General features: G+C 70.1%; 26 protein-coding genes. 18 read left to right on the forward strand and 8 right to left on the reverse strand.

Annotated features, from left to right (window positions below; translation table 11 throughout):
• Window positions 1-428: 428 nt before the first annotated feature.
• On the forward strand, window positions 429-1937 hold the full coding sequence (locus tag LADH09A_RS12225; RefSeq protein WP_238645002.1) for a DUF1996 domain-containing protein: 1509 nt from the start codon (window positions 429-431) through the stop codon (window positions 1935-1937).
• A gap of 176 nt (window positions 1938-2113) precedes the next feature.
• A complete protein-coding gene (locus tag LADH09A_RS12230; protein WP_238645003.1) occupies window positions 2114-2821 on the forward strand; it encodes a carbonic anhydrase in 708 nt (235 codons plus the stop codon).
• A gap of 5 nt (window positions 2822-2826) precedes the next feature.
• Here LADH09A_RS12230 and LADH09A_RS12235 read toward each other — a convergent pair whose 3' ends face one another.
• The 3 genes from LADH09A_RS12235 to LADH09A_RS12245 form a co-directional block, all read right to left on the reverse strand.
• Window positions 2827-3492, reverse strand: a complete 666-nt coding sequence (locus LADH09A_RS12235; protein ID WP_238645004.1) for a hypothetical protein — start codon at window positions 3490-3492, stop codon at window positions 2827-2829.
• Between the two features lie 121 nt (window positions 3493-3613).
• A complete protein-coding gene (locus tag LADH09A_RS12240) occupies window positions 3614-4084 on the reverse strand; it encodes a hypothetical protein (RefSeq protein ID WP_238645005.1) in 471 nt (156 codons plus the stop codon).
• 71 nt (window positions 4085-4155) lie between these two features.
• A complete protein-coding gene (locus LADH09A_RS12245) occupies window positions 4156-4599 on the reverse strand; it encodes a DUF5990 family protein (protein ID WP_238645006.1) in 444 nt (147 codons plus the stop codon).
• 265 nt (window positions 4600-4864) lie between these two features.
• On the opposite strand from LADH09A_RS12245, the gene rph reads away from it, so the two are divergent.
• Entirely contained in the window at window positions 4865-7510 is a 2646-nt protein-coding gene (gene rph, locus LADH09A_RS12250; RefSeq protein WP_238645007.1) for a rifamycin-inactivating phosphotransferase, read from the forward strand.
• Window positions 7507-8439, forward strand: coding sequence for a class A beta-lactamase (gene bla, locus LADH09A_RS12255; protein ID WP_238645008.1), 933 nt, complete (start codon window positions 7507-7509; stop codon window positions 8437-8439). The genes rph and bla overlap by 4 nt, the downstream gene beginning before the upstream one ends.
• Before the next feature lie 19 nt (window positions 8440-8458).
• Here bla and LADH09A_RS12260 read toward each other — a convergent pair whose 3' ends face one another.
• On the reverse strand, window positions 8459-8836 hold the full coding sequence (locus LADH09A_RS12260; protein WP_238645009.1) for a DUF4267 domain-containing protein: 378 nt from the start codon (window positions 8834-8836) through the stop codon (window positions 8459-8461).
• A 114-nt stretch (window positions 8837-8950) separates the two neighbouring features.
• Here LADH09A_RS12260 and LADH09A_RS12265 point away from each other — a divergent pair, with 114 nt between their 5' ends.
• Entirely contained in the window at window positions 8951-9550 is a 600-nt protein-coding gene (locus tag LADH09A_RS12265; RefSeq protein ID WP_238645010.1) for a TetR/AcrR family transcriptional regulator, read from the forward strand.
• A gap of 68 nt (window positions 9551-9618) precedes the next feature.
• Window positions 9619-9996, forward strand: coding sequence for a hypothetical protein (locus tag LADH09A_RS12270; protein WP_238645011.1), 378 nt, complete (start codon window positions 9619-9621; stop codon window positions 9994-9996).
• Window positions 9997-10099: 103 nt separating this feature from the next.
• Here LADH09A_RS12270 and LADH09A_RS12275 read toward each other — a convergent pair whose 3' ends face one another.
• Entirely contained in the window at window positions 10100-10678 is a 579-nt protein-coding gene (locus LADH09A_RS12275; protein ID WP_238645012.1) for a TetR/AcrR family transcriptional regulator, read from the reverse strand.
• 104 nt (window positions 10679-10782) lie between these two features.
• Here LADH09A_RS12275 and LADH09A_RS12280 point away from each other — a divergent pair, with 104 nt between their 5' ends.
• Window positions 10783-11715: an NmrA/HSCARG family protein gene (locus LADH09A_RS12280; RefSeq protein WP_238645013.1), complete on the forward strand. Its 933-nt coding sequence runs from the start codon at window positions 10783-10785 to the stop codon at window positions 11713-11715.
• A 295-nt stretch (window positions 11716-12010) separates the two neighbouring features.
• On the opposite strand, the gene LADH09A_RS12285 is transcribed toward LADH09A_RS12280, so the two are convergent.
• On the reverse strand, window positions 12011-12343 hold the full coding sequence (locus tag LADH09A_RS12285) for a hypothetical protein (RefSeq protein WP_238645014.1): 333 nt from the start codon (window positions 12341-12343) through the stop codon (window positions 12011-12013).
• 213 nt (window positions 12344-12556) lie between these two features.
• On the opposite strand from LADH09A_RS12285, the gene LADH09A_RS12290 reads away from it, so the two are divergent.
• The 6 genes from LADH09A_RS12290 to LADH09A_RS12315 all read left to right on the forward strand — a co-directional run bounded on the left by LADH09A_RS12290 (window position 12557) and on the right by LADH09A_RS12315 (window position 16496).
• Entirely contained in the window at window positions 12557-13630 is a 1074-nt protein-coding gene (locus LADH09A_RS12290; protein ID WP_238645015.1) for a glycoside hydrolase family 43 protein, read from the forward strand.
• A 345-nt stretch (window positions 13631-13975) separates the two neighbouring features.
• Window positions 13976-14353, forward strand: a complete 378-nt coding sequence (locus tag LADH09A_RS12295; RefSeq protein WP_238645016.1) for a DUF2089 domain-containing protein — start codon at window positions 13976-13978, stop codon at window positions 14351-14353.
• The gene (locus LADH09A_RS12300) at window positions 14353-14610 is read left to right on the forward strand and encodes a hypothetical protein (protein ID WP_238645017.1); all 258 of its coding nucleotides are present in this window, start codon (window positions 14353-14355) and stop codon (window positions 14608-14610) included. The genes LADH09A_RS12295 and LADH09A_RS12300 overlap by 1 nt, the downstream gene beginning before the upstream one ends.
• An 11-nt stretch (window positions 14611-14621) precedes the next feature.
• Entirely contained in the window at window positions 14622-15044 is a 423-nt protein-coding gene (locus LADH09A_RS12305; RefSeq protein ID WP_238645018.1) for an SHOCT-like domain-containing protein, read from the forward strand.
• Between the two features lie 142 nt (window positions 15045-15186).
• A complete protein-coding gene (locus LADH09A_RS12310; protein ID WP_238645019.1) occupies window positions 15187-15858 on the forward strand; it encodes an acetoacetate decarboxylase family protein in 672 nt (223 codons plus the stop codon).
• A gap of 80 nt (window positions 15859-15938) precedes the next feature.
• Entirely contained in the window at window positions 15939-16496 is a 558-nt protein-coding gene (locus tag LADH09A_RS12315) for a DNA topoisomerase IV subunit B family protein (protein ID WP_238645020.1), read from the forward strand.
• 108 nt (window positions 16497-16604) lie between these two features.
• Here LADH09A_RS12315 and LADH09A_RS12320 read toward each other — a convergent pair whose 3' ends face one another.
• On the reverse strand, window positions 16605-16946 hold the full coding sequence (locus LADH09A_RS12320) for a GlsB/YeaQ/YmgE family stress response membrane protein (RefSeq protein WP_238645021.1): 342 nt from the start codon (window positions 16944-16946) through the stop codon (window positions 16605-16607).
• A gap of 407 nt (window positions 16947-17353) precedes the next feature.
• Between LADH09A_RS12320 and LADH09A_RS12325 the strand changes: the two genes are divergently transcribed.
• The 5 genes from LADH09A_RS12325 to LADH09A_RS12345 all read left to right on the forward strand — a co-directional run bounded on the left by LADH09A_RS12325 (window position 17354) and on the right by LADH09A_RS12345 (window position 21613).
• Window positions 17354-17809, forward strand: a complete 456-nt coding sequence (locus LADH09A_RS12325) for a hypothetical protein (protein ID WP_238645022.1) — start codon at window positions 17354-17356, stop codon at window positions 17807-17809.
• Window positions 17810-17813: 4 nt separating this feature from the next.
• Window positions 17814-19073: a DUF6357 family protein gene (locus LADH09A_RS12330; RefSeq protein ID WP_274529406.1), complete on the forward strand. Its 1260-nt coding sequence runs from the start codon at window positions 17814-17816 to the stop codon at window positions 19071-19073.
• 61 nt (window positions 19074-19134) lie between these two features.
• The gene (locus tag LADH09A_RS12335; RefSeq protein ID WP_238645024.1) at window positions 19135-19848 is read left to right on the forward strand and encodes a poly-gamma-glutamate hydrolase family protein; all 714 of its coding nucleotides are present in this window, start codon (window positions 19135-19137) and stop codon (window positions 19846-19848) included.
• A 65-nt stretch (window positions 19849-19913) separates the two neighbouring features.
• On the forward strand, window positions 19914-20447 hold the full coding sequence (locus LADH09A_RS12340) for an RICIN domain-containing protein (protein ID WP_238645025.1): 534 nt from the start codon (window positions 19914-19916) through the stop codon (window positions 20445-20447).
• 419 nt (window positions 20448-20866) lie between these two features.
• Entirely contained in the window at window positions 20867-21613 is a 747-nt protein-coding gene (locus LADH09A_RS12345) for an alpha/beta fold hydrolase (RefSeq protein WP_238645026.1), read from the forward strand.
• A 122-nt stretch (window positions 21614-21735) separates the two neighbouring features.
• Here the strand turns inward: LADH09A_RS12345 and LADH09A_RS12350 are convergent, their stop codons facing one another.
• Window positions 21736-22959: a helix-turn-helix domain-containing protein gene (locus tag LADH09A_RS12350; protein WP_238645027.1), complete on the reverse strand. Its 1224-nt coding sequence runs from the start codon at window positions 22957-22959 to the stop codon at window positions 21736-21738.
• Between the last annotated feature and the right edge of the window lie 136 nt (window positions 22960-23095).

A 23095-nucleotide genomic window follows, 5' to 3' on the forward strand; every position in this document is an offset into this window, starting at 1 on the left:
CGCCAGGCGCGCCTTCGGAGCTGAGTCGTTTGCGACATCATCCGCCAGCGAGAATGGGTCGGCTCGGGGGACACGGCGGCCCCCGCCCGCCACGCCGGAACGGCCGGCCCAGATAATTGTGGCAAGATTTATCTCCAAAAGATGTAATCGCCGAATCGCCGGGAAGACGCGACCGATGAGGACACCCCAGACCCGGGTACGCGCCGCTGGCCTGCACCGACGGTGACAGGAGTCCCACCTCACGCACTTAAAGAAGACTTAAGAATCTACGACCGAAAAACTGTTATCCAGTACGGACAATGCGGCGACCAGCAGCCTTCCCGACCACCCTTCTTAATTCTTCATCCGCAAGTTGTTGCCAGCTCTCGGTGCGCTCATACTTCCTTTCGTCAACAGCTTTGTCACCGACTCAAAGGACAACACTGGTAATGCGGACTCCCCCCGCGCACGTCGCACCGCCGGATCGGGCGCGTAAGCGTCGTCGCCTCACTCGCATCACGCTCGCCTCCGCGGTCGTCGCCGCGCTCGGCGCCAGTGGCATCTACATCGCCGGCGCCCAGGCCGAAGAGGTCGACGTGCCCGGCCGGGTCCAGGCGGAGACCTTCGCCGCCAACTCCGGGGCGCAGACCGAGGGCACCGGCGACACCGGCGGCGGCCGGAACGTCGGCTGGCTGGCCAACGGCGACTGGCTGCGGTACGACAACGTGTCGATCACCGGCACCGACCTGACGGCCCGGGTCTCCTCGCACAACGCCACCGGCGGCACTGTCGAGTTGCACCTCGGCGCGCAGGACGGTCAACTGCTGGCGAGCTTCCCGATCGCCCAGACCGGCGGTTGGCAGCAGTGGAAGACCGTCACGGCCACGGCACCCGCGGTGCCGACCGGCGCGCAGACCGTCTTCGCCGTCATGAGGAGCACCTCGCCGTCGGACTTCGTGAACCTCAACTGGTTCACGTTCGGTCCCCCGGCGGGCACGTCGCCGAGCGCTTCGGCCAGCGCGTCGTCGTCGCCGACCGCGTCCGCCACGCCGAGTTCCACCCCGTCGGCGTCTGCGTCCGCGTCGGTGCCGCCGAGCACTCCCGCCGGCGGCTGGGTGCCCGTCGACCAGGCCAAGTGGAACAAGGAGCTGGCCGCGTTCAACGCGCTCAAGCCCAAGGCGGTGCCGCCAGGCACCACCCGGGTCCCTGAGTTCCACACGGACTGCGGCGTCTCCAACTCCGCGCCGGACGACCCGATCGTCCTGCCCGGCCTCGCGGGCGCCTCACACATGCACACCTTCTTCGGTCCGAAGATCGACGCCTTCACGACGACGGACAAGCTGTTCGCCGCCGCGAACACCTGCAACGCCCCGGGCGACAAGAGCGCGTACTGGACCCCGGAGCTGCGCAAGGACGGCCAGCCGGTCCCGATCAAGAGCATGCGCATCTACTACGGCTCGCGGGTCAAGGACCCGTCGACGGTCAAGCCCTTCCCGCCGGGCCTGGTGGTGGTCGAGGGTGACGCCAAGCGGCAGGTGGACACTCCGAAGAACGCCGGCAGCAACCAGTTCTGGTGCGCGGGCAGCGCCGAGATCGGCCGCAGCGCCGACGGCAACTGGCCGAGGTGCGCTCCCGGCGGCAACCTGATCTTCCAGCTCGTGTTCAAGGACTGCTGGGACGGCAAGAACATCGACTCGCCCGACCACAAGTCGCACATGGGCGACCCGGTCAACGGCGTCTGCACCGGTAAGTACCCGGTGGCGGTGCCGGACCTCTCCTTCATGGTCAACTACGAGTCGCTGGGCGGTGACGGGCTCAGCCTCTCCTCCGGCAAGCCGTCCTCCATGCACGGTGACTTCATGAACGCCTGGGAGCCGGAGCGCCTCGCCGACCTGGTGAAGTCCTGCCTCAACCAGAACGCCAAGTGCGGCATCGACACGACGTTCGCCGGCGGCTGAGCTTCGCCTCCACACCGTTGTCGACGGACGGCCCTCTCGCTCAGGCGAGGGGGCCGTCCGGCATCCCGCCCGGCCGCAAACAGGTGCCTCGGGCAACTTTTGTCGATCACGGTAGGTCCATCGGCCGCCATCGACTGATAGGAAGGAGCAACCCCCTAGTCTCCCGGGAGATCACCGTGGCACCTGCACACCTGTCCCGCCGTTCCCTGCTGGCTGCCGGCAGCGCCGCCGCCGTCGCACTCGGTGCGTCGGCGGGCCCGTCGGCTGCCGCCGCCGCGCCAGCCGACAACCCGGTCGACACCCCGGCCGAGGCGCTGCGTCGGCTGCAGGCCGGCAACCGGCGCTTCACCTCCGGCCGCGGCCGGCACCCGCACCAGGGCCTGAGCGACCTGCACCGGCTCGCCGCCGGCCAGCACCCGTTCGCCATCACGGTCGGCTGCGCGGACTCCCGGGTGGCACCGGAGGTGCTCTTCGATCAGGGGCTCGGCGACCTGTTCGACAACCGGGTGGCCGGCAACATCGTCGACGACCTGCTGCTGGGCAGCGTCGAGTTCGCCGTCGAGGAGTTCGGCAGCCTGCTCATCGTCGTCCTCGGCCACGAACGCTGTGGCGCGATCACCGCCACCATCGACGCCATCCACTCCGGCGGCACGGCGCCCGGTCACATCGGCACCATCGTGGACGCCCTGCGCCCGATCGTCGAGCCGGTGCTGGACCAGCCCGGCGACCCGGTGGAGAACGGGGTCCGCGCCAACATCGCCGCCCAGGTGCACGCACTCTCCGCGCGCAGCACGATCATCTCGGAGAAGGTCCACCAGGGCGCCCTGCGGGTCGTCGGTGCCCGCTATGACCTCGACAACGGGCACGCCTCGCTGGTGGCCTGACCGAGCTACGCGGAGGGCGGCGCCGGTCGGTCGGCAAACGGCACCGACCAGCGCCGCCGGTCGCGCCGCGGCAGACGGGTACGGCGGTAGTAGGACCATCCGGCCAGTGGCAGCGCGACCGTCCAGGCCAGCAGGAGCGGGAGGCCGATCAGGACACCCGTCGGGGTGAAGATGTCCTGCTCGCTGGTTTGCGACAGCTCGGCGGCGAACTGCCACGGCAGGGTCGCCGAGTAGCCGATCATCAGGGCCGACCCCAGCACCGTCGGCGTCAGCGGCAACCACGGTGGCACCCGGCGTCCGCGCAGCCGCGGCACCCAGCGGGGGAACGTCACCCCCCAGTCACTGACGAGCCCGAGCGCCAGGACCCCGCCGAGCCCGGCGAGGGCGCACAGCAGGCCCAGGTAGAACGCGCCGGCCGGCAGGCCCAGGAAGCCGTCGACCGGGTGGTCCCCGACGCCGGGCCCGCGACCGTGGTACCACTCGCGGAACGGGCCGGGGTTGGCGAACATCGGGATGCCGAGGATCCAGGGGATGTGCAGCGGGATGAACCCCAGTACGGGGGCGACCCACGCCACGAGACCGGCGCGGCGTGCCCAGGGCGGCGGTGGCGGCGTACGGGGCGCTTCGACTGCTTCGGCGGACGTGCTCGGCGCAGGTGGCGTTCGCGTCACGGTGGGAACTCCCCTATCGGTGGTGACCCTCGGGTCTTTCCGGGATCACGCTGCCCGCACGGCGTAACGGGCGGATCCCCGCACCGAGGGAACCGCCTCCCCGCACACGGGTGAACCGCCGCTAGACGATCGCGAAGAGACGGTCGACCGGGTCCACGACGACGGCCAGCACGGCACCGGGCACCAGGGCCGGGTCGTCCGCGCGGATCGTGTCTGCCTCGAACGCCGCGAACCCGGGGCCGCTGATGCGCAGGCGGAGTTCCAGGCCGGGGTCCTCGCCGCCCAGGTGGTGGGCCACCGTGAGAATCTCCGCCGTCGCGGCGACACCAGCCGCGGACAGCCGACGCGCGTCGCGGCGCGAGCGGGTGACCAGCCGCCAGCCGAAGACGCCGAACCCGACGCCGACGATCGTCGCCAGCACGCCCCCGGCGATCAGGCCCCAGAAGTCCGTGGACGATGGCGGCGGGTCCAGCGTCGCGGCGGCGGCGAACAGGACCGGCCCGGGGAGGCAGATGGCCAGGAACACCAGTCGGGAGAGCAGCGCGCCGATCGGGCCGACTCGCGCTTCGGCTTCCCGGGGAGCACTCGTCACCCTGGCACCGTAGTGCAGCGACCACCGCGAATGACAGAGCCGCGGTCGACGTCGACGTCACCGTCGGGCGGTCACTCCACCGTCCAGGCGACGCCGGGCGGCCGGACGCACGCGCTGATTGGCCCGCCTGCGGGGTCGGTCAAGCCGACCCGGCCGACCAGAGTCCCGTTGCCCTCGTGCGCGGCGCGCAGCACCTCGGTCGGGATGTCGGTGAACATCAGCTTCGCTCGCCGGAACATGGCGAAGCCGTCCTCGCTCACCGCGCCCCAGCTCAGATACAGAAACCGTGCTCCGGGGCGCCCGTGCACCCAGGGGCCACCGACGTCGAGCATCCCGTCGATCTCGCGGCTGGACACCTCGAAGCACCAGGTCGCCGTCTCCGCGTCGGCCGGCACCCGATCGACCACCTCGGCCTTGCGCTGGACCCCGACGTGCACGTTGCCGAGCCGCAACGCGTCGGCCTCCGCGCCGACGCGCCGCCCCGGGAGGTCGCTGCCGTCGATCCGGATCCGCACTCGACCGACTCTCGTTGTTCGGCCGGCTCGGGTGCGCCGCCCGTGGTGTCATCGCCCGTGGTGGGGCCGGCCGAGGTGCGCGGCGGCCAGGCGGGTCACCGCACCGCCCAGGACGACAAAAAGCAAAGGCAAGGAGATAACTCTCCCTGCCACTTCTAACGTATATCGCACCCGGGGGCTTGCGGCAAGACCCTGGTCCTGGCGCAGAATCTGCGGCCGGACCAGCATCAAGACGTAACGGGGGCACGACGTGGGTGTGTTGTCGATGGACGGGGACCGCGGCGACCTCGTACCGCTGGTGGACCTTCGAGAGGTTGACGAGACGCAGGTCGCGGTCGTCGGGGGCAAGGCCGCGCACCTGGGCGGGCTGTCGCGGATCGACGGCATCCGGGTGCCGGCCGGGTTCTGCGTGACGACGGCCGCCTTCCGGCGGGTCAGGTCGGAGACACCGTCGATCGACGACCGGCTCGATCAGCTGTCGCGCCTGGGCCCGGACGACCGGGAGGCGATCGGCACGCTCAGCGCCGAGATCCGCCGGAGCATCGAGACGACCGCGATCCCGGACGAGCTGGCAGGCGCGATCACCCGAGCGCTCGCCCGGTTCGGCGACGAGGCCGCCTACGCCGTCCGGTCCAGCGCGACGGCAGAGGACACCCCCACGGCTTCCTTCGCGGGCCAGCAGGACACCTACCTGAATGTGGTGGGGCCGGAGGCGGTCCTGCGGCACGTCAGCCGATGCTGGGCGTCGCTGTTCACCGAGCGGGCCGTCGTCTACCGCCTGCGCAACGGCATCGACCACCGCACGGCGGAGATGGCTGTCGTCGTACAGCAGATGGTTTTTCCGGATGCGGCCGGAATCCTGTTCACGGCCGACCCCGTCTCGGGCAACCGGAAGGTCGCGACCGTGGACGCGAGCTTCGGTCTCGGCGAGGCCCTGGTGTCCGGCCTGGTGAACCCGGACGTCTTCACGGTGCGCGACGGGAAGGTCGTCACCAGGGCGGTCGCCGCCAAACACCGTGCCGTCGCTGCCCTGCCGGGCGGCGGTACGCAGGACGTGGCGGTCGACCCGCAGCGGCAGGAGCAGCCGGCGCTGACCGACGCGCAGGTCGTACGGCTGGTGCGGCTCGGACGACGGATCGAGGCGCATTTCGGCCGCCCGCAGGACATCGAGTGGTGCCTGGTCGACGACGACTTCCAGATCGTGCAGAGCCGTCCGATCACCACGCTGTTCCCCGTCCCGGCGGCCGGTGACGAGGGCAACCACGTCTACCTGTCGGTCGGTCACCAGCAGATGATGACCGACGCGATGAGGCCGTTGGGGCTGTCGATGTGGCAGTTGACGGCCATGGCCCCGATGCTGGCGGCCGGGGGGAGGTTGTTCGTCGACGCCACCCGGCTGCTGGCCTCCCCCGCGAGCCGCGCCGGCTTCCTGACGATGGCGGGGCGCGACGATCCGCTGATGAGGGACGCGCTGGAAACCCTGATCGACCGCGGGGACTTCGTTCCGACGCTCCCGGACAACGGTGGTCCCGGCCGGCCGACGACCGGCGGCGCGTCCACCTCGATCGAGACCGACCCGGCCATCGTGACCGAGTTGATCGAGCGCAGCGAGGCCTCCGTCGCCGCACTGAGGCGCGACATCGCGACGATGACCGGTCCGGCGCTGTTCGACTTCCTGCTGGAGGCCTTCCAGGAGCACAAGCGGATCCTCGGTGAGCCGCTGAACATGCAGGCGATCATGGCCGGCATGGAGGCCACCTGGTGGCTCAACGACCGGTTGCACGAGTGGCTGGGCGAGAAGAACGCCGCGGACACCCTCACCCTGTCCGCTCCCGGCAACATCACCTCGGAGATGGGCCTGGCGCTGCTCGACGTCGCCGACGAGATCCGTCCGCATCCGGAGGTGGTGGCGTTCCTGCACACCGTCGAGGACGACGGCTTCCTCGACGAGCTGCCGAAGCTCGCGGGCGGGGCCGAGGCACGCGCCGTCATCGAGGCGTACCTCGACCGGTACGGCATGCGCGGCGTCGGCGAGATCGACATCACCAGGCCGCGGTGGAGCGAACGCCCCAGCACCCTCGTGCCCGTGATCCTCGACAACGTCCGGCTCTTCGAGCCGGGCGCCGCCCGGCGGCGCTTCGAGCAGGGGCAGCAGCAGGCGCGACAGAAGGCCAAGGAGGTGTTGACGCGCCTGCGGGCGCTGCCGGACGGGCAGCAGAAGGCCGACGAGACCGGGCGGATGATCGACCGGGTGAGGACCTTCGTCGGCTATCGGGAGTACCCGAAGTACGGCATCGTCAGCCGCTACCTCGTCTACAAGCAGGCCCTGCTGGGCGAGGCCGAACGCCTCGTGCGCGCCGGCGTGCTCACCGACGAGGAAGACGTCTTCTATCTCACGTTCGGGGAGTTCCACGAGGTCGTGCGCTCACACCGGGTGGACGACGAGCTGATCCGGCAGCGCAGGGACGCGTTCCGGTCGGACCAGGCGCTCACCCCTCCCCGGGTGCTGACCTCGGACGGCGAGGTCGTCACCGGGGCGTACCGACGCGACGACGTGCCGGCCGGCGCCCTGATCGGTGTGCCGGTGTCCGCCGGGACCATCGACGGACGCGCCCGCGTCATCCTCGACATGGCACAGGCTGATCTCGAAGCGGGTGACATCCTCGTCACGACCCACACGGACCCGAGTTGGACGCCGCTGTTCGTCGGCATCGCCGGCCTGGTGACGGAGGTCGGCGGGTTGATGACGCACGGCGCGGTGATCGCACGGGAGTATGGCCTGCCGGCTGTCGTCAGCGTGCTCGACGCGACCCGGCTGATCCGCGACGGGCAGCGGATCCGCGTGCACGGCAGCGACGGGTACGTCGAGATTCTGCCCGGCTCGCCGGCACACGAGGAGGAACGACGATGAGGATCCCGGGCCGACGTCTGGCGGCGGTCGTGGCGACGGCGTCGACAGTGGTGTCGCTGGCGGGGTGCGGCACCGGCGACGCACCCGGGGCGCGCACGACAACGAGCCCCGCAGCGAGCACGCCGCCGAGCCCCGAGGTGACAGCGTCGCCGGCCGCCGAGCAGGAGTTCCGGCGGCTGGAGCAGACCTTCCAGGCACGACTGGGCGTCTACGCCGTCGACACGGGCACCGGCCGCACGGTGGAACACCGACCCGACGAGCGCTTCGCGTACGCCTCGACGTGGAAGGCGTTGGCCGCCGCCGAGGTGCTGGACGGCACCACCGACGCCGAGCTGGATCGGGTGGTGCGCTATTCGGCGCGGGACCTGGTGTCGCACGCACCGGTCACCGAGAAGCACGTCGCCGAGGGCATGAGCCTGCGTGCCCTCGCCGACGCCGCCGTGCGCTACAGCGACAACACCGCCGGCAACCTGCTGCTGCGTCACCTCGGCGGCCCGCAGGGGTTCGAGAAGGAGTTGCGCGGGATCGGCGACACGGTCACCGACCCGGCCCGCTACGAGACCGCCCTCAACGAGGCGACGCCGGGCGACCGGCGGGACACCAGCACCGCGCGGGCCCTGGCGGGCGACCTGCGGGCGTACACCGTGGGGGATGCCCTGACGCCCGCGGACCGCGACGTGCTGTGCGGCTGGCTGAAGGCCAACACCACCGGCGCGGCGCTGGTCCGCGCCGGGGTGCCCGCCGGCTGGGTCGTCGGGGACAAGACCGGGACCGGAGGGTACGGGACCCGCAACGACATCGCGGTGATCTGGCCGCCCGACCGCGCCCCCATCGTCGTCGCCGTGCTGTCCAGCCGCGACCGGAAGGACGCCGCCCCCGACGACGCTCTCGTCGCCCAGGCCACCAGGGTGGTCGTCGCCCAGCTGTGAGCGCTCGGCCGGCACGCGCTCAGCCGACGAGCAGGAGCACGCTGATCACCAGCATCACCAGGGCCGTGCTCGCGTGGACGCCGTACGCGATCGCCCTGGGCCCCTTGCTGCGCAGCACGATCAGCGCGTCGCCGGTGGGTATGACGGTGGCGGCCAGCATGAACCAGCCCAACAGGACCGGTGTCGCTCCGATCACCAGGACGAAGATGAACAGCCCCGATGCGATGTCCCGCACGCCCTTGACGGTCAGCCAGGCCTGAAAGCTCGGGTCGTCGGTCTGGGTGCCGGGGATGCCGAAGCCGGCTGCGGCCTGGGGCGCCCAGAAGACGCGTGCGCCGATGACGATGATCCCTACGCCGATCAGTGCGGCGAGCACGGTGGCGACGGTGCTGAGCATGGGTTGCCTCCCCTGGTGACGGCAGCGCCCGCAGCAAACTGTTGCCGGCGCTAGTTGTGCTAGCAACGCTAGATCTAGCTGTGACAGGAAGTCAAGCATTGCTAGGATGCAGTCATGTCCGGCATCAACGAGCGCCGCGAACGCGAACGCGCCCACCGTCACCAGCTGATCATCACGGCCGCGCGCGACCTCGCGGAGACCGAGGGCTGGGAGGCGGTGACGACGCGACGCCTCGCCGAACGCGTCGAATACAGCCAGCCGGTGCTGTACAGCCACTTCAACGGCAAGGACGCGATCGTGAGCGCCGTCGCCATCGACGGCTTCGGCGAACTCGCCACCCACCTTCGCCGCGCACGTCTGGCCGCACCCGAGCCGGGGCAGGCCCTGCGCGCCGTCTGCCGCGCCTACCTGGACTTCGCCACCGAACGGCCCGCCCTCTACCAGGCCATGTTCGTCCTGCCCACCAACCTGAGCTTCGGGAGCCCCGAGACACCGCCTGCGCTGCGGGCGGGCTTCGACGAGTTCGTCAACTGCTTCGACCCGGCCGACGAGCGCCGCGAACTGATCGCCGAGGTGACCTGGAGCGCGTTGCACGGCATGGCAGTCCTGTCCGACAGCGGTCGCATCCCCCCGGCCAGTCAGGACGCACGACTCGACTTCCTCGTCACCCAGTTCACCGCGCCCCCGGCCGGCCAGCCACGCAACGAGCGGTAGGCGGAGCGTCGCTCGGACGGCCCTTCGGCCTGACCGTGGACGTTGCCCACCGGTGTCATCATCGGTCGATGAACGTTCGTCGCCTGGCGGCCGTCGACATGTACGGCACACGAGGGACCACCCGCCGACGGCGCATCATCCTGGTCGAGTTCCTGGTCGGCGTGGTTGCCATGGTGGCGCTGGGCGTCTGGTTGCTGGCATCGTCAGACGGCCTCGGCAGCCGGGCGATCGGCGTGTGGTTGACCGGGGCAGGGCTCAACTACGCGCCGCTGTCCCTGCACGCGATCACGCTGATGCGGCCCGGCGCCCTCGACGCAGAGTTGACCGGCGTCCACACCGCTGAGGAACTGCGCCGCTACACCGTCCTACAACTGTGGGTCTTCGTGCCGCTAGCACTGGTCGCGTTCGCCGCACGCGACGCGCTCGCCCGGCGTCAGACCCGCTGACGACCCAACCCCCGGTCCATCAAGGAGTGTGGTGCTCCGCAAAAGCCGTAATCCATCCGCTAGCCGGCACCAGAACTCCATGATCGACGAGTGGAGCCGTGGGTCAGGCCGTTCTTCTCGGCGTGGGGCTGATTCCTGCTACCGCCACGGCGAGTAGCCGGCCGGCGTCGGCGGCGGGGTCCGGATTGTGTTCCGTGGCCAGGGCTATGCCGGTGATCAGCGCGAGCAGATCGCTGATGGTCACCTCCGGTGCCACCGCGCCGTCCGTCGCAGCCCGGCGTACGAGGGGTGCGCCCGCCTCGGTGAGTTGATTGGTGGCGCAGTGCTCGTGCGCCTCGGTGGGCTCGGTGGTGCAGTCGCGGGTCATGGTCATGGCCAGCCCCCTCATGGTGGCGGCGTACCCGGTGACGGTCTCCAGCCACTCCAGCAGCGCGACCCGCGCATCGGCCGCGCCCTCCAGCGCTCGGGCCTGGTCGCACAGGGTTTCGATCAGGCCGTGAAAGACCGCGTCCAGCAGTGCGTGGCGGCTCGGGAAGTGCCGACGCACGGTGGCGGAGCCGACTCCGGCGACGCGGGCGATCTGCTCCAGGGACGCGTCGGCGCCGTGCGTGGCGATCTCCTGCTCCGCCACGGCCAGCAGCCGCGCGTAGTTGCGCCGGGCGTCCGCTCGCTGGGTGTGCATGGCGTCACCTCGGGGTTGCTAAGTGGCGGGGTCCGCCATATCTTAGCGGAGTGCAAACGGCGGGCCCCGCCGTTTAATGCCTGATCCGCGACAGGAGACTCCTGATGTCCACCAATATCGCCCCCGTCCTGGTCACCGGTGCCACCGGGAGGCAGGGCGGCGCCACGGCCCGCGCCCTGCTCGCGGCCGGCGTACCCGTCCGGGCCCTGATTCGTGATCCCGCAACCGACCGGGCGAGGGCGATCGAGGCGCTCGGCGCCGAACTCGTCACCGGCGACCTCGACGATCGCGACTCGCTGGTCACGGCCGCGCAGGGAGCCCGGGCCGTCTTCTCGGTGCAGATGCCCGCGATGACCGGCAACAGCATCGACTTCGACGGCGAGCTGGCCCAGGCCGTCAACCTGATCGAAGCAGCGTTGGCCGCCGAGGTGCCGCAGTTCGTGCACACCTCCGTGAGCGGCGCCGGCCAGCACACCGAGACGCCCGGCTGGGCCGAGGGCCGGTGGGCGGCCATGGCGCCCTACTACGCCACCAAGGCCGGCATCCAGGACCGGGTACGCGAGGCGGGCTTCCCGTACTGGACGCTCATCAAGCCGTGCTTCTTCATGGACAACTTCCTGCCCTCGATGGCATACCTGATCCCCCGTGGCGTCACCAACGGCCTGGCGACCGTCATCAAACCCCAGACGTCGCTCTGCCTCGTCGCGACCGACGACATCGGCCGCGCGGCCGCCGCGGCCATCGCCGAGCCCGACCGTTTCCACCGGGTCGAGCTGGAACTGGCGAGCGACTTCCTGACGATGACGGAGATCGCCAAGGCTCTCTCCGACGCTCTGGGCACCGAGCTGACCGCGCCGGACATGACCGAGGAGGAGGCCATCGCCGCAGGGATGCCGGAGTGGGCCGGCGTCTCCCACGAACAGCGCAACGTGTTCACGCAACCGGCCCGCCCGGAGTACGCGCGAGCCCTCGGCATCCCCCTCACGACCTTCGCAGAGTGGACGCGCGACGCTCTGCGCGAGTCCTCGCGGGCATGAGCACCTGAGGCGGTGAGGCCTCATCGGCCTGACCGGCGTCCACGTTGACCGGAAACGCGCCGCCAAACCGTCCCACAACTGTGGATCTTCTTCGCGCCGCCAGCACCGACCGCCTTCGCCCGCACGCGACGCGCTCGCCCGGCGTCAGGCCCGCCAACCGCCCCAATCCCCCGGTCGATCATGGAGTTGTGGTGCTCCACAACAGCCGCAATCCATCCCCAGGCCGGCACCGCAACTCCATGATCGACGAGTGGGTCCGTTGGTCACGCCGGGGTGCCTCGGCCTGACCACCGCTTCAGCGGGCGGCCTCGTTCGGGAGGGACCGTGGGTGCCGGAAGGCGCCCAGCAGTGCGGTGACGACACCGGCCACCAGCAGGACCATCACCACGTTGAACAGCACCGTGTCAGCTGTGGAGTGGGGTGGGAAGACGTCCTTGACGAGCCAGCCGACGCCCAGCCCCATCCCGAGGCAGGCGTGCATTGCCGCCCGCAGACGCGGAAGCGGCTGCGGGCGGCCGAACATCCTGGGCACCGCCGTGCGGCCACGGCCCTTGACGAGCAGCACGGCGGCCATGGCCAGGTTGGCCACGGCGCACACGACGGCCAGGGCCACGTCCACGGATTCCATGGGGCCAGACGCTAGCGCAGGGATGCTCGCGGGAGGACCCGGCAGCCTCGGCAGCACCCGGGGCCGGCTCAGGCCTGGCAGCCAACGCTGTGGCCCGGCGACTCCTGCCCTAATCTATGAGCATCGATCGTTGCCGCCCTGGCCGCACGACCGGATCCGACCGGACCGGGGCCGACCTCAGGCCCGACCAGTTCGAGGAGAGGAATCCCGATCGTGAACATCGGCAACCGAACCCTTCCGCGACTCCTCTCCATCGTGCTGACCGCCGTGCTCGCCATCGGCCTGTCCCTGGTCGGCGCCGCGCCGGCGGCGGCCGGGCAGACCAGCCTGCGGGCCGCCGACCCGAGCGTGATCCGCGTCGGCGGCACCTACATCTCCGTGCAGTCGGTCAACGGCGGGATCGCCGTCCGGCAGGCGGCCTCCCCCGACGCGCTGGCCGCCGCACCCGCGCGACAGGTCTGGACGGACAGCCGCAACCTCGGCGAGGTCTGGGCCCCGGAGATCGTCACCGACGGCGGTCGCTACTACATCTACTTCTCGGCCGGGCGCGGCACCGCACACCGGATGTACGCGATCCACTCGGCATCGCCGGCCAGCGGCTACACGGCCGAGCGGCAGCTCGCGCTGCCCGACGGCAAGTGGGCCATCGACGGCAGCCTGTTCACCTTCAACGGGCAACGGTGGTTCGTCTGGTCGGGTTGGGCCGGGGACACCAACGTCGAGCAGAACATCTACCTCAGCCGGATGAGTGACCCGCTGACCCCGACCGGCGGCCGGTACGTCATCTCGCAACCCCGCGAGAGCTGGGAACGCGTCGTCGGCAACCCGTTCATCAACGAGTCCCCCGAGGCGATCAGGGACCCCAACGGGCAGCTGCACATCGTCTACTCCGCCAACGGCAGCTGGAGCGACCAGTACTGCCTGGCCGACCTGCGGCTGCGCGCCGGCGGCGACCCCACGTACGTGTGGGACTGGTACAAGTCGAACGGCTGCCTGTTCGGCTCGAACCGGGCCACCATGATGGCCGGCTGGGATCCCACCCTGCACGTGAACGGGCCCGGCCACCACAGCTTCGTGCTGCTCAACGGCGACATCGCCACCAGCCCGCCCGCCGGGCCGAGGTTCCCGCTGATGTACCACGGCGTGCCGAAGGGCACCCCGTACTCGTGGGCGAACCGCTACTGGTACACCGGCACCTTCTGCTGGTGGGGCAACACCACCTACCGTCGCGCCAACGTGCCCGGCCCGACGGCCGACACCGGGTTCAGCATCAAGTTCTTCGAGTGACCCGCGGAGTCGCGTCCCGAGCCAGCGGGGGTTCCTGGCCAGCGGGGAGATCGACTCGGTTTCGGTGAAATCGGGGTGTCCGAGGAGCCGGGACACCCCGATTTCCGCGAAGGCGAGTGGATCAATCTCGGCGATCACCGTACGCGCCGACACCGAACCTCAGCCGGCGCGACGCTGTCCGCGCCATCAGGGCCAGCGTGGCCCCGAGCAGGTCACCCATCCGGAGCAAGGCCCGTGCGCCCGCTGCATCCCGTCACTCCCCCGCCACGCGCCGAACGACGTCATCTTAAGAAAGTTAAGATCAACCTCTTGGAAGTTAAGATTTCCTGAGCTACACATTGAGGTATGACCGAGCAGGCGATGGACTGGCAGGAACTCACCAGCCTGACGCGAGGGCAGCCGTTCGTCGTCGAGCGGGTGCGCCTGGCGAGCAACGGCATCGCGATCGAGGGCGAGTTCGAGCCACCCCAACTGGCTCAGCTCACCATCGAGGACCAGGTCTTCGTCACAGCGTTCGTGCGCTGCCACGGCTCGATCAAGGAGATGGAACGCATCTTCGGGGTGAGCTACCCGACGATCAAGTCACGACTCAACCGGATCACGCAGCTGCTCGACTTCGTCGAAACCGACCCGGCGCCCCCGCGGGCCGACATCATCGACCGGTTGCGCCGCGGTGAGATCACCGCACAGCAGGCACTGTCCGAGCTGGAGGGCCGGACGTGATGCCCCGGTTGGTGACCGTCCGGGTCAACCGCCCGGATCGCCGGCCCGTCCGCGTCTGGGTTCCGGTGCTCCCCGTGGTGCTCGTGCTCTTCCCGGTCGTGGTCCTGGTCGTGCTGGCGGCGATCGTGGCCTGCGTCGTGTTCCGCATCGGTGTGGTGCGCGCACTCGGCGCAAGTTGGCGTGTCATCTCCGCGCTGCCCGGCGCCCGTTTCGACATCGAGCAGGGCCGCACGGCCGTGCTCGTGGCCATCCGATAGGAGAGGTTCGCATGACCGAACAACGCAAGGACATCCTCGACATGCTGGCCGCCGGCACGATCAGCGCGGAGGAGGCGGAGCAGCTCATCGCCGCCCTCGAACGGGACCAGGCACCGGCGCTGGCAGGTCACGACGCCCGACCGAAGGGCAAGGTGAAGTACCTGCGGGTGATGGTGGACGCCACCGACAACGGCGAGCCGTCGCGGGTCAACGTGCGGGTGCCACTGCAACTGCTGCGGGCTGGCGTACGGCTGGCGGCGCTGGTCCCGCCGCAGGCCCTGGTCAAGGCCAATGCCTCGCTCAGCGACTCGGGTGTGCCGATCGACCTGACGCAGCTCAAGCCCGAGCAGTTGGAGGCGCTCGTGGAGCACCTCGACGAGATGACCGTGGAGGTGGACTCACCCGACGCCACCGTGCGGGTCTTCTGCGAGTAGGCGCCGTCCGATGGGACGGCCCCCTGCGCCCGCCGCAGTGGAGCGCCGGAGACGAAGGCATGTCGGCAATCTGTCGTTGTCCGTGCGCCGGGCGGCTCCGTAGCGTCGCGACTACGGACCGATGCCCAGCGGAAGGACCCTCGTGACCGAACTCGTCGCTCCGCAGCTCGTCGTGAACAGCAGAATGATCTACTTCGGTTGGCTGCCGGCCGACCCCGACGCGGTGGCCGCCCTGGTGCCCGACGGGCTCGAGCCGGCACCGAACCACCAGGTCTTCATGAACCAGTACGTCGTCGACGACGCCGGGCAGACCTCGGGCTTCGGCGCCTACTCCCTGACGTACATCGGGCCGGATCTCTCCGGGGTCGACGCTCCCGACGGCGTCACGCCCGGTCGCTGGTGGACCCATTACCTCAATTCCAGCCCGGCCGTCCGGGCCTACGCCGCCGCCCGGGGCGTGCCGGCCACCCCGGGAAGAACCACCATCGAGGTACGCGGGCATCGGCTGATCGCGACCACCGAGGCCGACGGCGTACCCGTGATCAGGACGACGGCCCGCGTCGGGCGCACCGGCGACGCCGTCAACCAGGGCCAGTTGCGCTACCTCACCCGGCTGGACGGCAGGCTGCACAGCGGCAACTACCCGTTCGTGGCCGAGCCGGTCGACCCGTTCGAGGTCGAGTCGCTGGAGTTCCTCGAACCCGACCACCCGGTGTACGCGCTGCGCCCGGCCGATCCGCTGGAGATCGTCTGGGGCTTCTACTCACCGCGCGCGTCGTTCGCCTATCCCGGCGGCGAGTCCGTCCTCGACTGAGCCCGCCCGTCGTCGGCCCAACGGCTCTGAGAAGAGCCCGGGCACTGTTCTTTCCCAGCCGGTTCGGGCACCGTGTGACCGTGAGCGAGTACTCCGCAGCGGGCATCACCGTCCTGGAATTCGACGAGTCGGTCCGCCGTCGGCCGGGCATGTACTTCGGGGCTGATCCGCACCTGGCAACCACCGTGCTGACCGCCATCGTCATCGCGTCCCTGCACCCGGGCCCGAAGGTCGCGCCCGCCGGCCCACCCGACGTCACCGCGGAGATCCTCGGCGACCTCGCATTTTCGATCACCGACAACTGGCCCACCGGCCCGGACGGCTCAGTCGCCGGCTACCACGGGTCGCTCCTGACCTCCTACCGCTGGGTCCATGCGGCAGCCGCCGCGGTGAGCACCCACACCACGATCGAGACCTGGCACGTAGGCCACGCCCTTCAGCAGACCCTCGCCGGCCTACGCCCCACCGGGCCGCCCCGCGGTCTCGACGGACCAGATGGCACGGGCACCACGTTGACCTATCACCTCGACCCGTCCTCGTTCACACCGTCCACCCTCGACAGCCCGATGCTCGACCTCCACGCCGAAGGCTGCTGCGACGTCCCTGGCCGGTTCCGCCTCCGCGACAGCCGCCCCTGAGGTCGGTCGCCCATCCGGGTCAGGGTGGTTCGATCAGCGGGTGAGTCCGACGAGCGTCGCCAGGCGCGCCACGCCGGCCATCTGGGTGGCTCGCCTGCTTCCGCCCGTTCAGCTCTTGGCCTGGCTGCGACGGGCCCGCCGACGGGGCTTGTCGTCGCCGCCGGCAAGCCGGGTGAAGGTGAGCATGTTCGCCAGCGCCACGGCGATGATCGCGACGCCGACCTGGATCGCGAGCACGACCCAGTCCCAGCGCAGCACCCACACCTTCACGCCGGCTCCGTCGTCGATGTCAAGCGCCCTGGCGACCACGGTGCCCAGCACCGCCGAGCCGACGCCGATGACGAACGTGGCGAAGAAGCCGATCCGCTGCCTCCCGGGCAGGATGAGTCGGCCGAGCAGGCCGACGAGGGCACCGATGAGCACCGCGCCGAGATAACCAGTTACCAGCATTGCCGTCTCTCCCCTCCAGCAGTGCCCAGGTACATGCCCGAATCTCACGTTCCCGGAAACCCCACCTGATCGCGGTCTGGCCGAGGGCCTGCGGGCCACTGGTCGCTCGCGCAGGCTCAGCGCGCAGCGCACGCCCATGATCAGCCCGTGGGCGTGTCGGCTCGACCCACTACGCTGGTGGAACTTTCACACGTGAACGAAGGACGCACATGGCCCGCCCCTACAGCCCCGGACCGAAGCAGTTCGTCTTCGCTGTCGGTGACGGCAACGACCAACACGTCTCGGTGGGCGACCCTCAGGAGGCTTACGTGGCGTTCGCTGCGTTCTTCCGGGGCCGAGAGTCGGACACGTACCTCATCAAGGACGAAGCGGCGAGGCAGAGTTTGGCCCTCATGCCCCCTCGGGGTGTGATCTCCCGGATCAAGGATGCGGGCCAACCTCGGTCGGAACACCTGCGGGTCGACAGGGGCAACCGCTATCTTCCGGGCGCGATGCTGTTCTTCGAGAACGGATATGCCGGCCTCGACCACTTCGGCCAGTGGTTTCCTGACCTCGCCGACCTCGACGCGTCACCGGAGACCCGCGGTGCCGCCCGCGCCGCCACGTTCACGACGGAAGCAGCGGCAGTCGAGGAAGTCGCTCGGATCTGGGCGGATTCGGGCTGTGTCGACCCGAGCGACCAGTACTACGTCTTCTTCGACGCGCATGATGTCGACGATGACCGAGCCGAACGAGCCGAACTGCTCCAGTTGATCGAATTCCTCGGTCTCGAACGGGTCGACCCCCCGGCCGGGGCCGTCGGCGGCGAGGTCTGGGTGCGCACCGACCCACGCCTCGAGGTCGAATGTGCACGGTGGTCGTGACCAGATGAGCGACGTCGTCTTCACCCGTAGCAGCGGCTGGATGCCGAAGGTGATCCGCGAGGACGGCGAGCTGAGGCTGATGCTCGCCGCCGGGGCCGACGCCAACCATGAGCCTCGCACGTTCACGTTCCCGCTCGGGGAAGCCCATCTCGCGGTGATCCGGGAGGACCTGGCCAGGCACCTGCTGCTGTGGAGTGCGGTCCTCCCGCTGTGCACCGCCGCCGGCACCCGGGGCCGGCTCGACGAGAACGCCGCCGTCGCGCTCCTGGACCCGATCCTGCTCTCCCCGGCCCCGGACGTCGACGCGCTCTTTGGGCGCATCAAGTGGGACAGGCCCCGGCTCGTTGCCCACGGCGCCGACGTCGATCTCCTTGAGCGCGGTCAGGTCTGCGAGGCGATGCGCGCGGCGACCGAGGGGTCGGATGAGAAGCGCGCTCAGGAGCATCACGCGAACCGCCGTCGCGCCGAGCGCGGAGTGGTCCTCGGGCCACTCGACGCCGAGATTCTGCGATACACGGGCCAGTATCTGCATGGCTCGACGGTTCCGCGGCGCTTGCCCGATGCCGTCGACCCCGCACTGCTGCCCCAGGTCATGCGGGTGATCGCCACGGCCCAGCAGGCGTGCGCCGGGATGCGGATCGGCCTCGATCCGCGGCGGGGAAAGCGGGCCACGGACAAGCGCGACTGGGACCGGATGGCGGCGACGGTCGACGCGGCGGTGCGCCGCGCGTACCCCGAACTCGTGGATGACGCGGTGCGGACGGTGAGCTTTCTGATGTGCTCGGAGGCCACGGACCGCTCCCGGAACACACCGGTGGAAGACGACGACGAGGCTGCCGGCGACCACGCCGACCTCGGTCAGAGTGCGAGAAAGACGGCCCTGTCGTTCACCGACGACAAGGGCGGCGAGAAAAAGTGGGAACGGGACGGTCCTCGCACTGCTTCCGCCGAGTTCTGGGAGTTCGTCGCCGATCGCTCCTCCGGGAACAACAACGTGTTCACCATCGAGGACGAGACGATGGGCGAGGGGATCCAACTGCACTTCTACGCCGACTCCATCGCCCGGATCACGACGGTGCGACACAAGGCTGGGTCGGATCCGCAGTACCAGGTGGAGTACAGCCTGGTCGACGGGATCGGCGGGTACCGAAAGCTGGTGAGCGCCTTCGTCCGCGGCGGGTGCGCCGCACTCGAACAGCACGGTCCCTGGATGTCGGATGTCGCCGAGTTCGAGCGCGCACGTCGCCGGCGCGACGCCCGGTAGTCCCAGGGGGCACCGTCGCTGAGACCATGGCGTTGCCCTTCAGCGTCGACAGGAGAACGACATGAACCGTCCGCCACGGTGGTTGCTCAGTGCCCTCGCCGTTCCGCTGGCACTGCTCGCTGGGTACGGCGTTGCCCGGGTGGGCCACGCGCCAGCGCAGCCCGCGGCCGAGCCGGTGCCCGACGTGGCGGAGTACCCGTCGATGACCGCGCTGCGCAAGGTCGAGCAGGCGGGCGTCGCGTACGACCTCACCTGGGCGATCACCGGGTCACCGCTGGTCGTCGTGGCCCCGCACGGTGGCGCGATCGAGTCACGCACGAGCGAGATCGCGGGTGTGATCGCCGGCACCGAGCACTCCCAGTGCCAGTTCAGGGGCAAGTTACCGAGTGGACAGAACTACCCACGGCTGCACGTGACCAGCACCAACTGGGACGTCGAGGAGTGCCTGATCCTGATCGCCCAGCGCCGGCACGCACTGGCCGTCCACGGCACCTCCCTACCGAACAAGGTCGCCTACGTCGGCGGACGGGACGTCACCACGGGTGCCGCGCTGGCGACCGCCCTGCGCGCCGCCGGCTTCACCGTGGTGCAGCCCGCACCTGCCGAGATCGCCGGCACGTCGGTCGACAACTTCGTCAACAAGGATGCCGACGGTGCCGGTGTCCAACTCGAACTGACTCTCGATCTGCGGATGGAGCTGTTTCCGACGAAGGAGGGCCCGCCGTCGACGCGCGGGCAGGCCTTCGTCGACGCCGTGCGGAACGTCTACGCCTAGCGAAGCGCATTGATGACGGTCGTCTAGCCTGACGTCTCTCCACAGTGGACGACGGAAGGCCCCTGATGAAGCGCAAACTGATGACCAGCCTGGTCGCGATGCTCACCATGATCACGGCGACGCTGGTCGGCACCGGCAGCCCGGCGGCGGCTGCCGCCTCCGGCCCCTGGATTTTGCAGGCCTACACGAACGACTACTGCATCCACCCCGAGGCGTTCTCGTCGGCGCTCAACGTGGTGGTCGATCAGCATCTGTGCCAGAGCGGGGCGAACCGCGACTGGACCTTCACCACGACCAGCTCGGGCTACTACTGGATCTCCTACCGCAACGGCGGAAAGTGCATGGCCGTCCGTGACTCGGCGCACACCGATCGGGCCAAGATCGTCACGCAACTGTGCGGCAATCCCAACCAGAACGACCAGTGGCTGCCAATCAGGATCTTCACCCACCAGGGTGCCGACCACTACCAGCTCAAGAACCGGCACAGCAACAAGTGCATAGCCGTAGAGGGCAACTCGAGGGGGAACGGCGCCGACATGATGCAGTTCACCTGCTACACGACGTCAGAGAACCAGGCCTTCACCTGGTTCGCCCCGTAGGCAACACCGTTCAACCGCGGCGGGACCTCTCCGGGGCCCGCCGCGGTTCTGCTTCCGGGCCAGCGTCCGCCGTGGGGTGTCGGCGGCGGCTTCGATCAACCGGGCCCGGGGGCTAACCCCACGCTGCTCACTGGCGTCAGCTTCATCACCAACAGATATGCCAGCCGGAGCGCGTAAGCGACCAGGATCCCGAATGCTCGGACAGGTACACCAGCACCCTCTTCCGTCAAAGGATCCTCATGTCCCGCACCCCCCGCAAGCACCGGTCCACGTATCGCGTTCTGTCGTCTCTCGCCGTCCTGACCCTGGCTGTCGGTGGCGTCACGGCGTGTGGCGACGACGGTTCCTCCGCCACCTCGAAACCCCCCACATCGTCGGCCTCGCCGTCGACCAGCCAGGTGCCCGCAGCGAAGCTGCACATGGTCGACAACGGAGGACATCGCCTGGCCTTCTACGTCACGCAGGGCAGCGGTTCCACCATCGTCCTGGACTCGGGCGGGGGCGAGTACTCCTCGCAGTGGAAAGACATCGCCCCCAAGATCCACGCGGCCACCGGTGCCACCGTCATCACCTACGACCGGGCCGGCCTCGGCGAGAGCGACGTGGTGCCCGGCGCGTGGAGGGTCGAGAACGCGGTCAGCGACCTCACGGCAGGCCTCAAGCAGCTCGGCGTCACCAAGGACGTAACCCTGGTGTCCCACTCCCAGGCCGGCGAGATCGCGAACAACCTTGCCCAGGACAACCCGGAGATGCTCTCCGGCGCGGTCCTGGTCGACGCCAACCTCCCCCAGTTCTTCACCGACGAGCAGATCCCCCGCCTCGTGGCCGCGGGCCAGCCGGACGTCGACGCGGCGAAGAAGGATCCCGAGAAGCCTGCGAACCGCCAGCTCATCTCCACCGCGGAAGGCTTCGCCGCCGCCCACCAGACCTTCCACACGGTGAAGTGGCCCGCCTCCGTGCCGGCCACGGTCATGGTGTCGGAGAAGACCCCCTTTGCCGGGTCTCCCGAGGACGCCCAGCGCTGGCGCGACGCCGCCGCCTCATTCGTCAAGGAAGCCCCCAACCGCACGCTCGTCACCGCCGAGGGCACCTCCCACGAGATCCCGACAGATCGCCCCGACCTCGTCATCAAGGCGGTCGAAGACATGTTCGCGGCGCAGCACTGACCGCAAGGAGAGGCACTCCACCGGCGGGGCGGGTTCCAGGGGTCGTCGCAACACGAGCATCGCTCTGGATGGGCAAGGATCCGTCGGCGTCGGGCTCATCCGGGCGCCCTCCCGCAGGTCGATCACCGGGTGAGGCCGACGAGCGTCGCCAGCCGCGCCACGCCGGCTGGTGCCGGGTCCGCGCGGGCGATCTCGGCGATCACGGTACGCGCCAACGGCCGGCACCGAACCTCAGCCGGCGCGACGCTGTCCGCGTCCACCAGGGCGCGGGCGGCCCCGCGCAGGTCACCCACCTGGAGGTACGCCCGCGCGACATCCACCAGGTACGCGCCCCGATACTCGGCCGGCAACCGCCGCCATGCCTCCCGCCGCACCACGGTCGAGTGTCTGTGCAGCGCCTCGTCGGCGTCACCCCGTTGCGCCGCCGACAGCACTCGCGCCAGGTCGACGGCGACCGGCCCGAAGCTGGTGCGGTGCGTGTCGTCGTACCCCCGAAGGTTTGTGGCGACCCCCGCGGCCCGGTCGGTCAGCTCGTCGGCGCGGCGGGCGTCGCCGCAGCCGGCGGCGGCCAGCGCGGCCTGGATCAGCAGCGTCCCGCCCACGGCCCGCTCTCCCGCCAACCACCCCCGGCCCGCGCCCCCGCGATCAGGCTCGTCAACCTCATGATCATCGGTGCGGTACGGGGTCGGGTCGGGGGTGGGCGGGAGGATGCGGTTCGCGGCCGTGAGGGTCGCGGCCAGGGCGAGGCGGTCGCGGTTGGAGGCGCGCAGCGCCTGGGCTACCGAGATGGCCGCCGTTGCCGCCAGGACCCGGTCGTCACCGGCGGCGGCCATCGCCCGGTCGGCCGCCAGCCACCCGAGGTCGGCCTCGCCGAGCTTCACCAGCAGCGACGAGGTGATCCGGTACGCCTGCACCAGCACCTCCGCCGACCGCGCACCCTGGGCGGCGTCGAGCAGACCCGGCACCACCCGCACCAACTGCCCGTAGTGCGCGTGCTGGTAGGTCAACCAGGCGTACCCGACGTGTCTCCTCACTTCCTCCATCGTCTCGGTCGGGGCCTGCGGGAGGTCGTAGCGGGCGAGCGCGGCCCGGACGTCGTCCACCCCGTCCGGCGGGCCGGCAGGCGCCGGCCGCTGCTCGCCGAGCAACACCTCCGGGTCGACGCGCAGGACGTCGGCCAGTTCCTGGATCACCGAGTACCGGTCCAGGGCGCGCACGCCCCGCTCGACCTTGTCCACCCAGCTCTTCGACCTGCGCAACCGGTCGGCAAGCATCTGCTGCGTCATCGACCGCCGCACCCGCCAGCGGGCCACCCGGCGGCCGATCGGGAGGTCATCGCTGGTCACGCCGCCACCGCCGGTCCGGGACCGCGCGAGTCGTGTCCTCCACGGGTACGCGGTCTGCCTCGGCCTGGGCGAGGAGGCGCTGCTTGGCGGCCTCCCGCTCGGCCGCCTCATGCGTATTCTCCGGAGCGCTATCGTC

Source organism: Micromonospora cabrerizensis, from assembly GCF_022230955.1.
In the GTDB taxonomy this organism is placed as follows: domain Bacteria; phylum Actinomycetota; class Actinomycetes; order Mycobacteriales; family Micromonosporaceae; genus Micromonospora; species Micromonospora cabrerizensis.

Excerpts from the sequence above, each read along its gene's own strand:
- LADH09A_RS12225 (WP_238645002.1), top strand. The coding sequence starts at position 429 with ATGCGGACTCCCCCCGCGCACGTCGCACCGCCGGATCGGGCGCGTAAG.
- rph (WP_238645007.1), top strand. The coding sequence starts at position 4,865 with ATGGACGGGGACCGCGGCGACCTCGTACCGCTGGTGGACCTTCGAGAG.
- bla (WP_238645008.1), top strand. The coding sequence starts at position 7,507 with ATGAGGATCCCGGGCCGACGTCTGGCGGCGGTCGTGGCGACGGCGTCG.
- LADH09A_RS12260 (WP_238645009.1), bottom strand. The coding sequence starts at position 8,836 with ATGCTCAGCACCGTCGCCACCGTGCTCGCCGCACTGATCGGCGTAGGG.
- LADH09A_RS12265 (WP_238645010.1), top strand. The coding sequence starts at position 8,951 with ATGTCCGGCATCAACGAGCGCCGCGAACGCGAACGCGCCCACCGTCAC.
- LADH09A_RS12270 (WP_238645011.1), top strand. The coding sequence starts at position 9,619 with ATGAACGTTCGTCGCCTGGCGGCCGTCGACATGTACGGCACACGAGGG.
- LADH09A_RS12275 (WP_238645012.1), bottom strand. The coding sequence starts at position 10,678 with ATGCACACCCAGCGAGCGGACGCCCGGCGCAACTACGCGCGGCTGCTG.
- LADH09A_RS12280 (WP_238645013.1), top strand. The coding sequence starts at position 10,783 with ATGTCCACCAATATCGCCCCCGTCCTGGTCACCGGTGCCACCGGGAGG.
- LADH09A_RS12285 (WP_238645014.1), bottom strand. The coding sequence starts at position 12,343 with ATGGAATCCGTGGACGTGGCCCTGGCCGTCGTGTGCGCCGTGGCCAAC.
- LADH09A_RS12295 (WP_238645016.1), top strand. The coding sequence starts at position 13,976 with ATGACCGAGCAGGCGATGGACTGGCAGGAACTCACCAGCCTGACGCGA.
- LADH09A_RS12300 (WP_238645017.1), top strand. The coding sequence starts at position 14,353 with ATGCCCCGGTTGGTGACCGTCCGGGTCAACCGCCCGGATCGCCGGCCC.
- LADH09A_RS12305 (WP_238645018.1), top strand. The coding sequence starts at position 14,622 with ATGACCGAACAACGCAAGGACATCCTCGACATGCTGGCCGCCGGCACG.
- LADH09A_RS12320 (WP_238645021.1), bottom strand. The coding sequence starts at position 16,946 with ATGCTGGTAACTGGTTATCTCGGCGCGGTGCTCATCGGTGCCCTCGTC.
- LADH09A_RS12330 (WP_274529406.1), top strand. The coding sequence starts at position 17,814 with ATGAGCGACGTCGTCTTCACCCGTAGCAGCGGCTGGATGCCGAAGGTG.
- LADH09A_RS12335 (WP_238645024.1), top strand. The coding sequence starts at position 19,135 with ATGAACCGTCCGCCACGGTGGTTGCTCAGTGCCCTCGCCGTTCCGCTG.
- LADH09A_RS12340 (WP_238645025.1), top strand. The coding sequence starts at position 19,914 with ATGAAGCGCAAACTGATGACCAGCCTGGTCGCGATGCTCACCATGATC.
- LADH09A_RS12345 (WP_238645026.1), top strand. The coding sequence starts at position 20,867 with ATGGTCGACAACGGAGGACATCGCCTGGCCTTCTACGTCACGCAGGGC.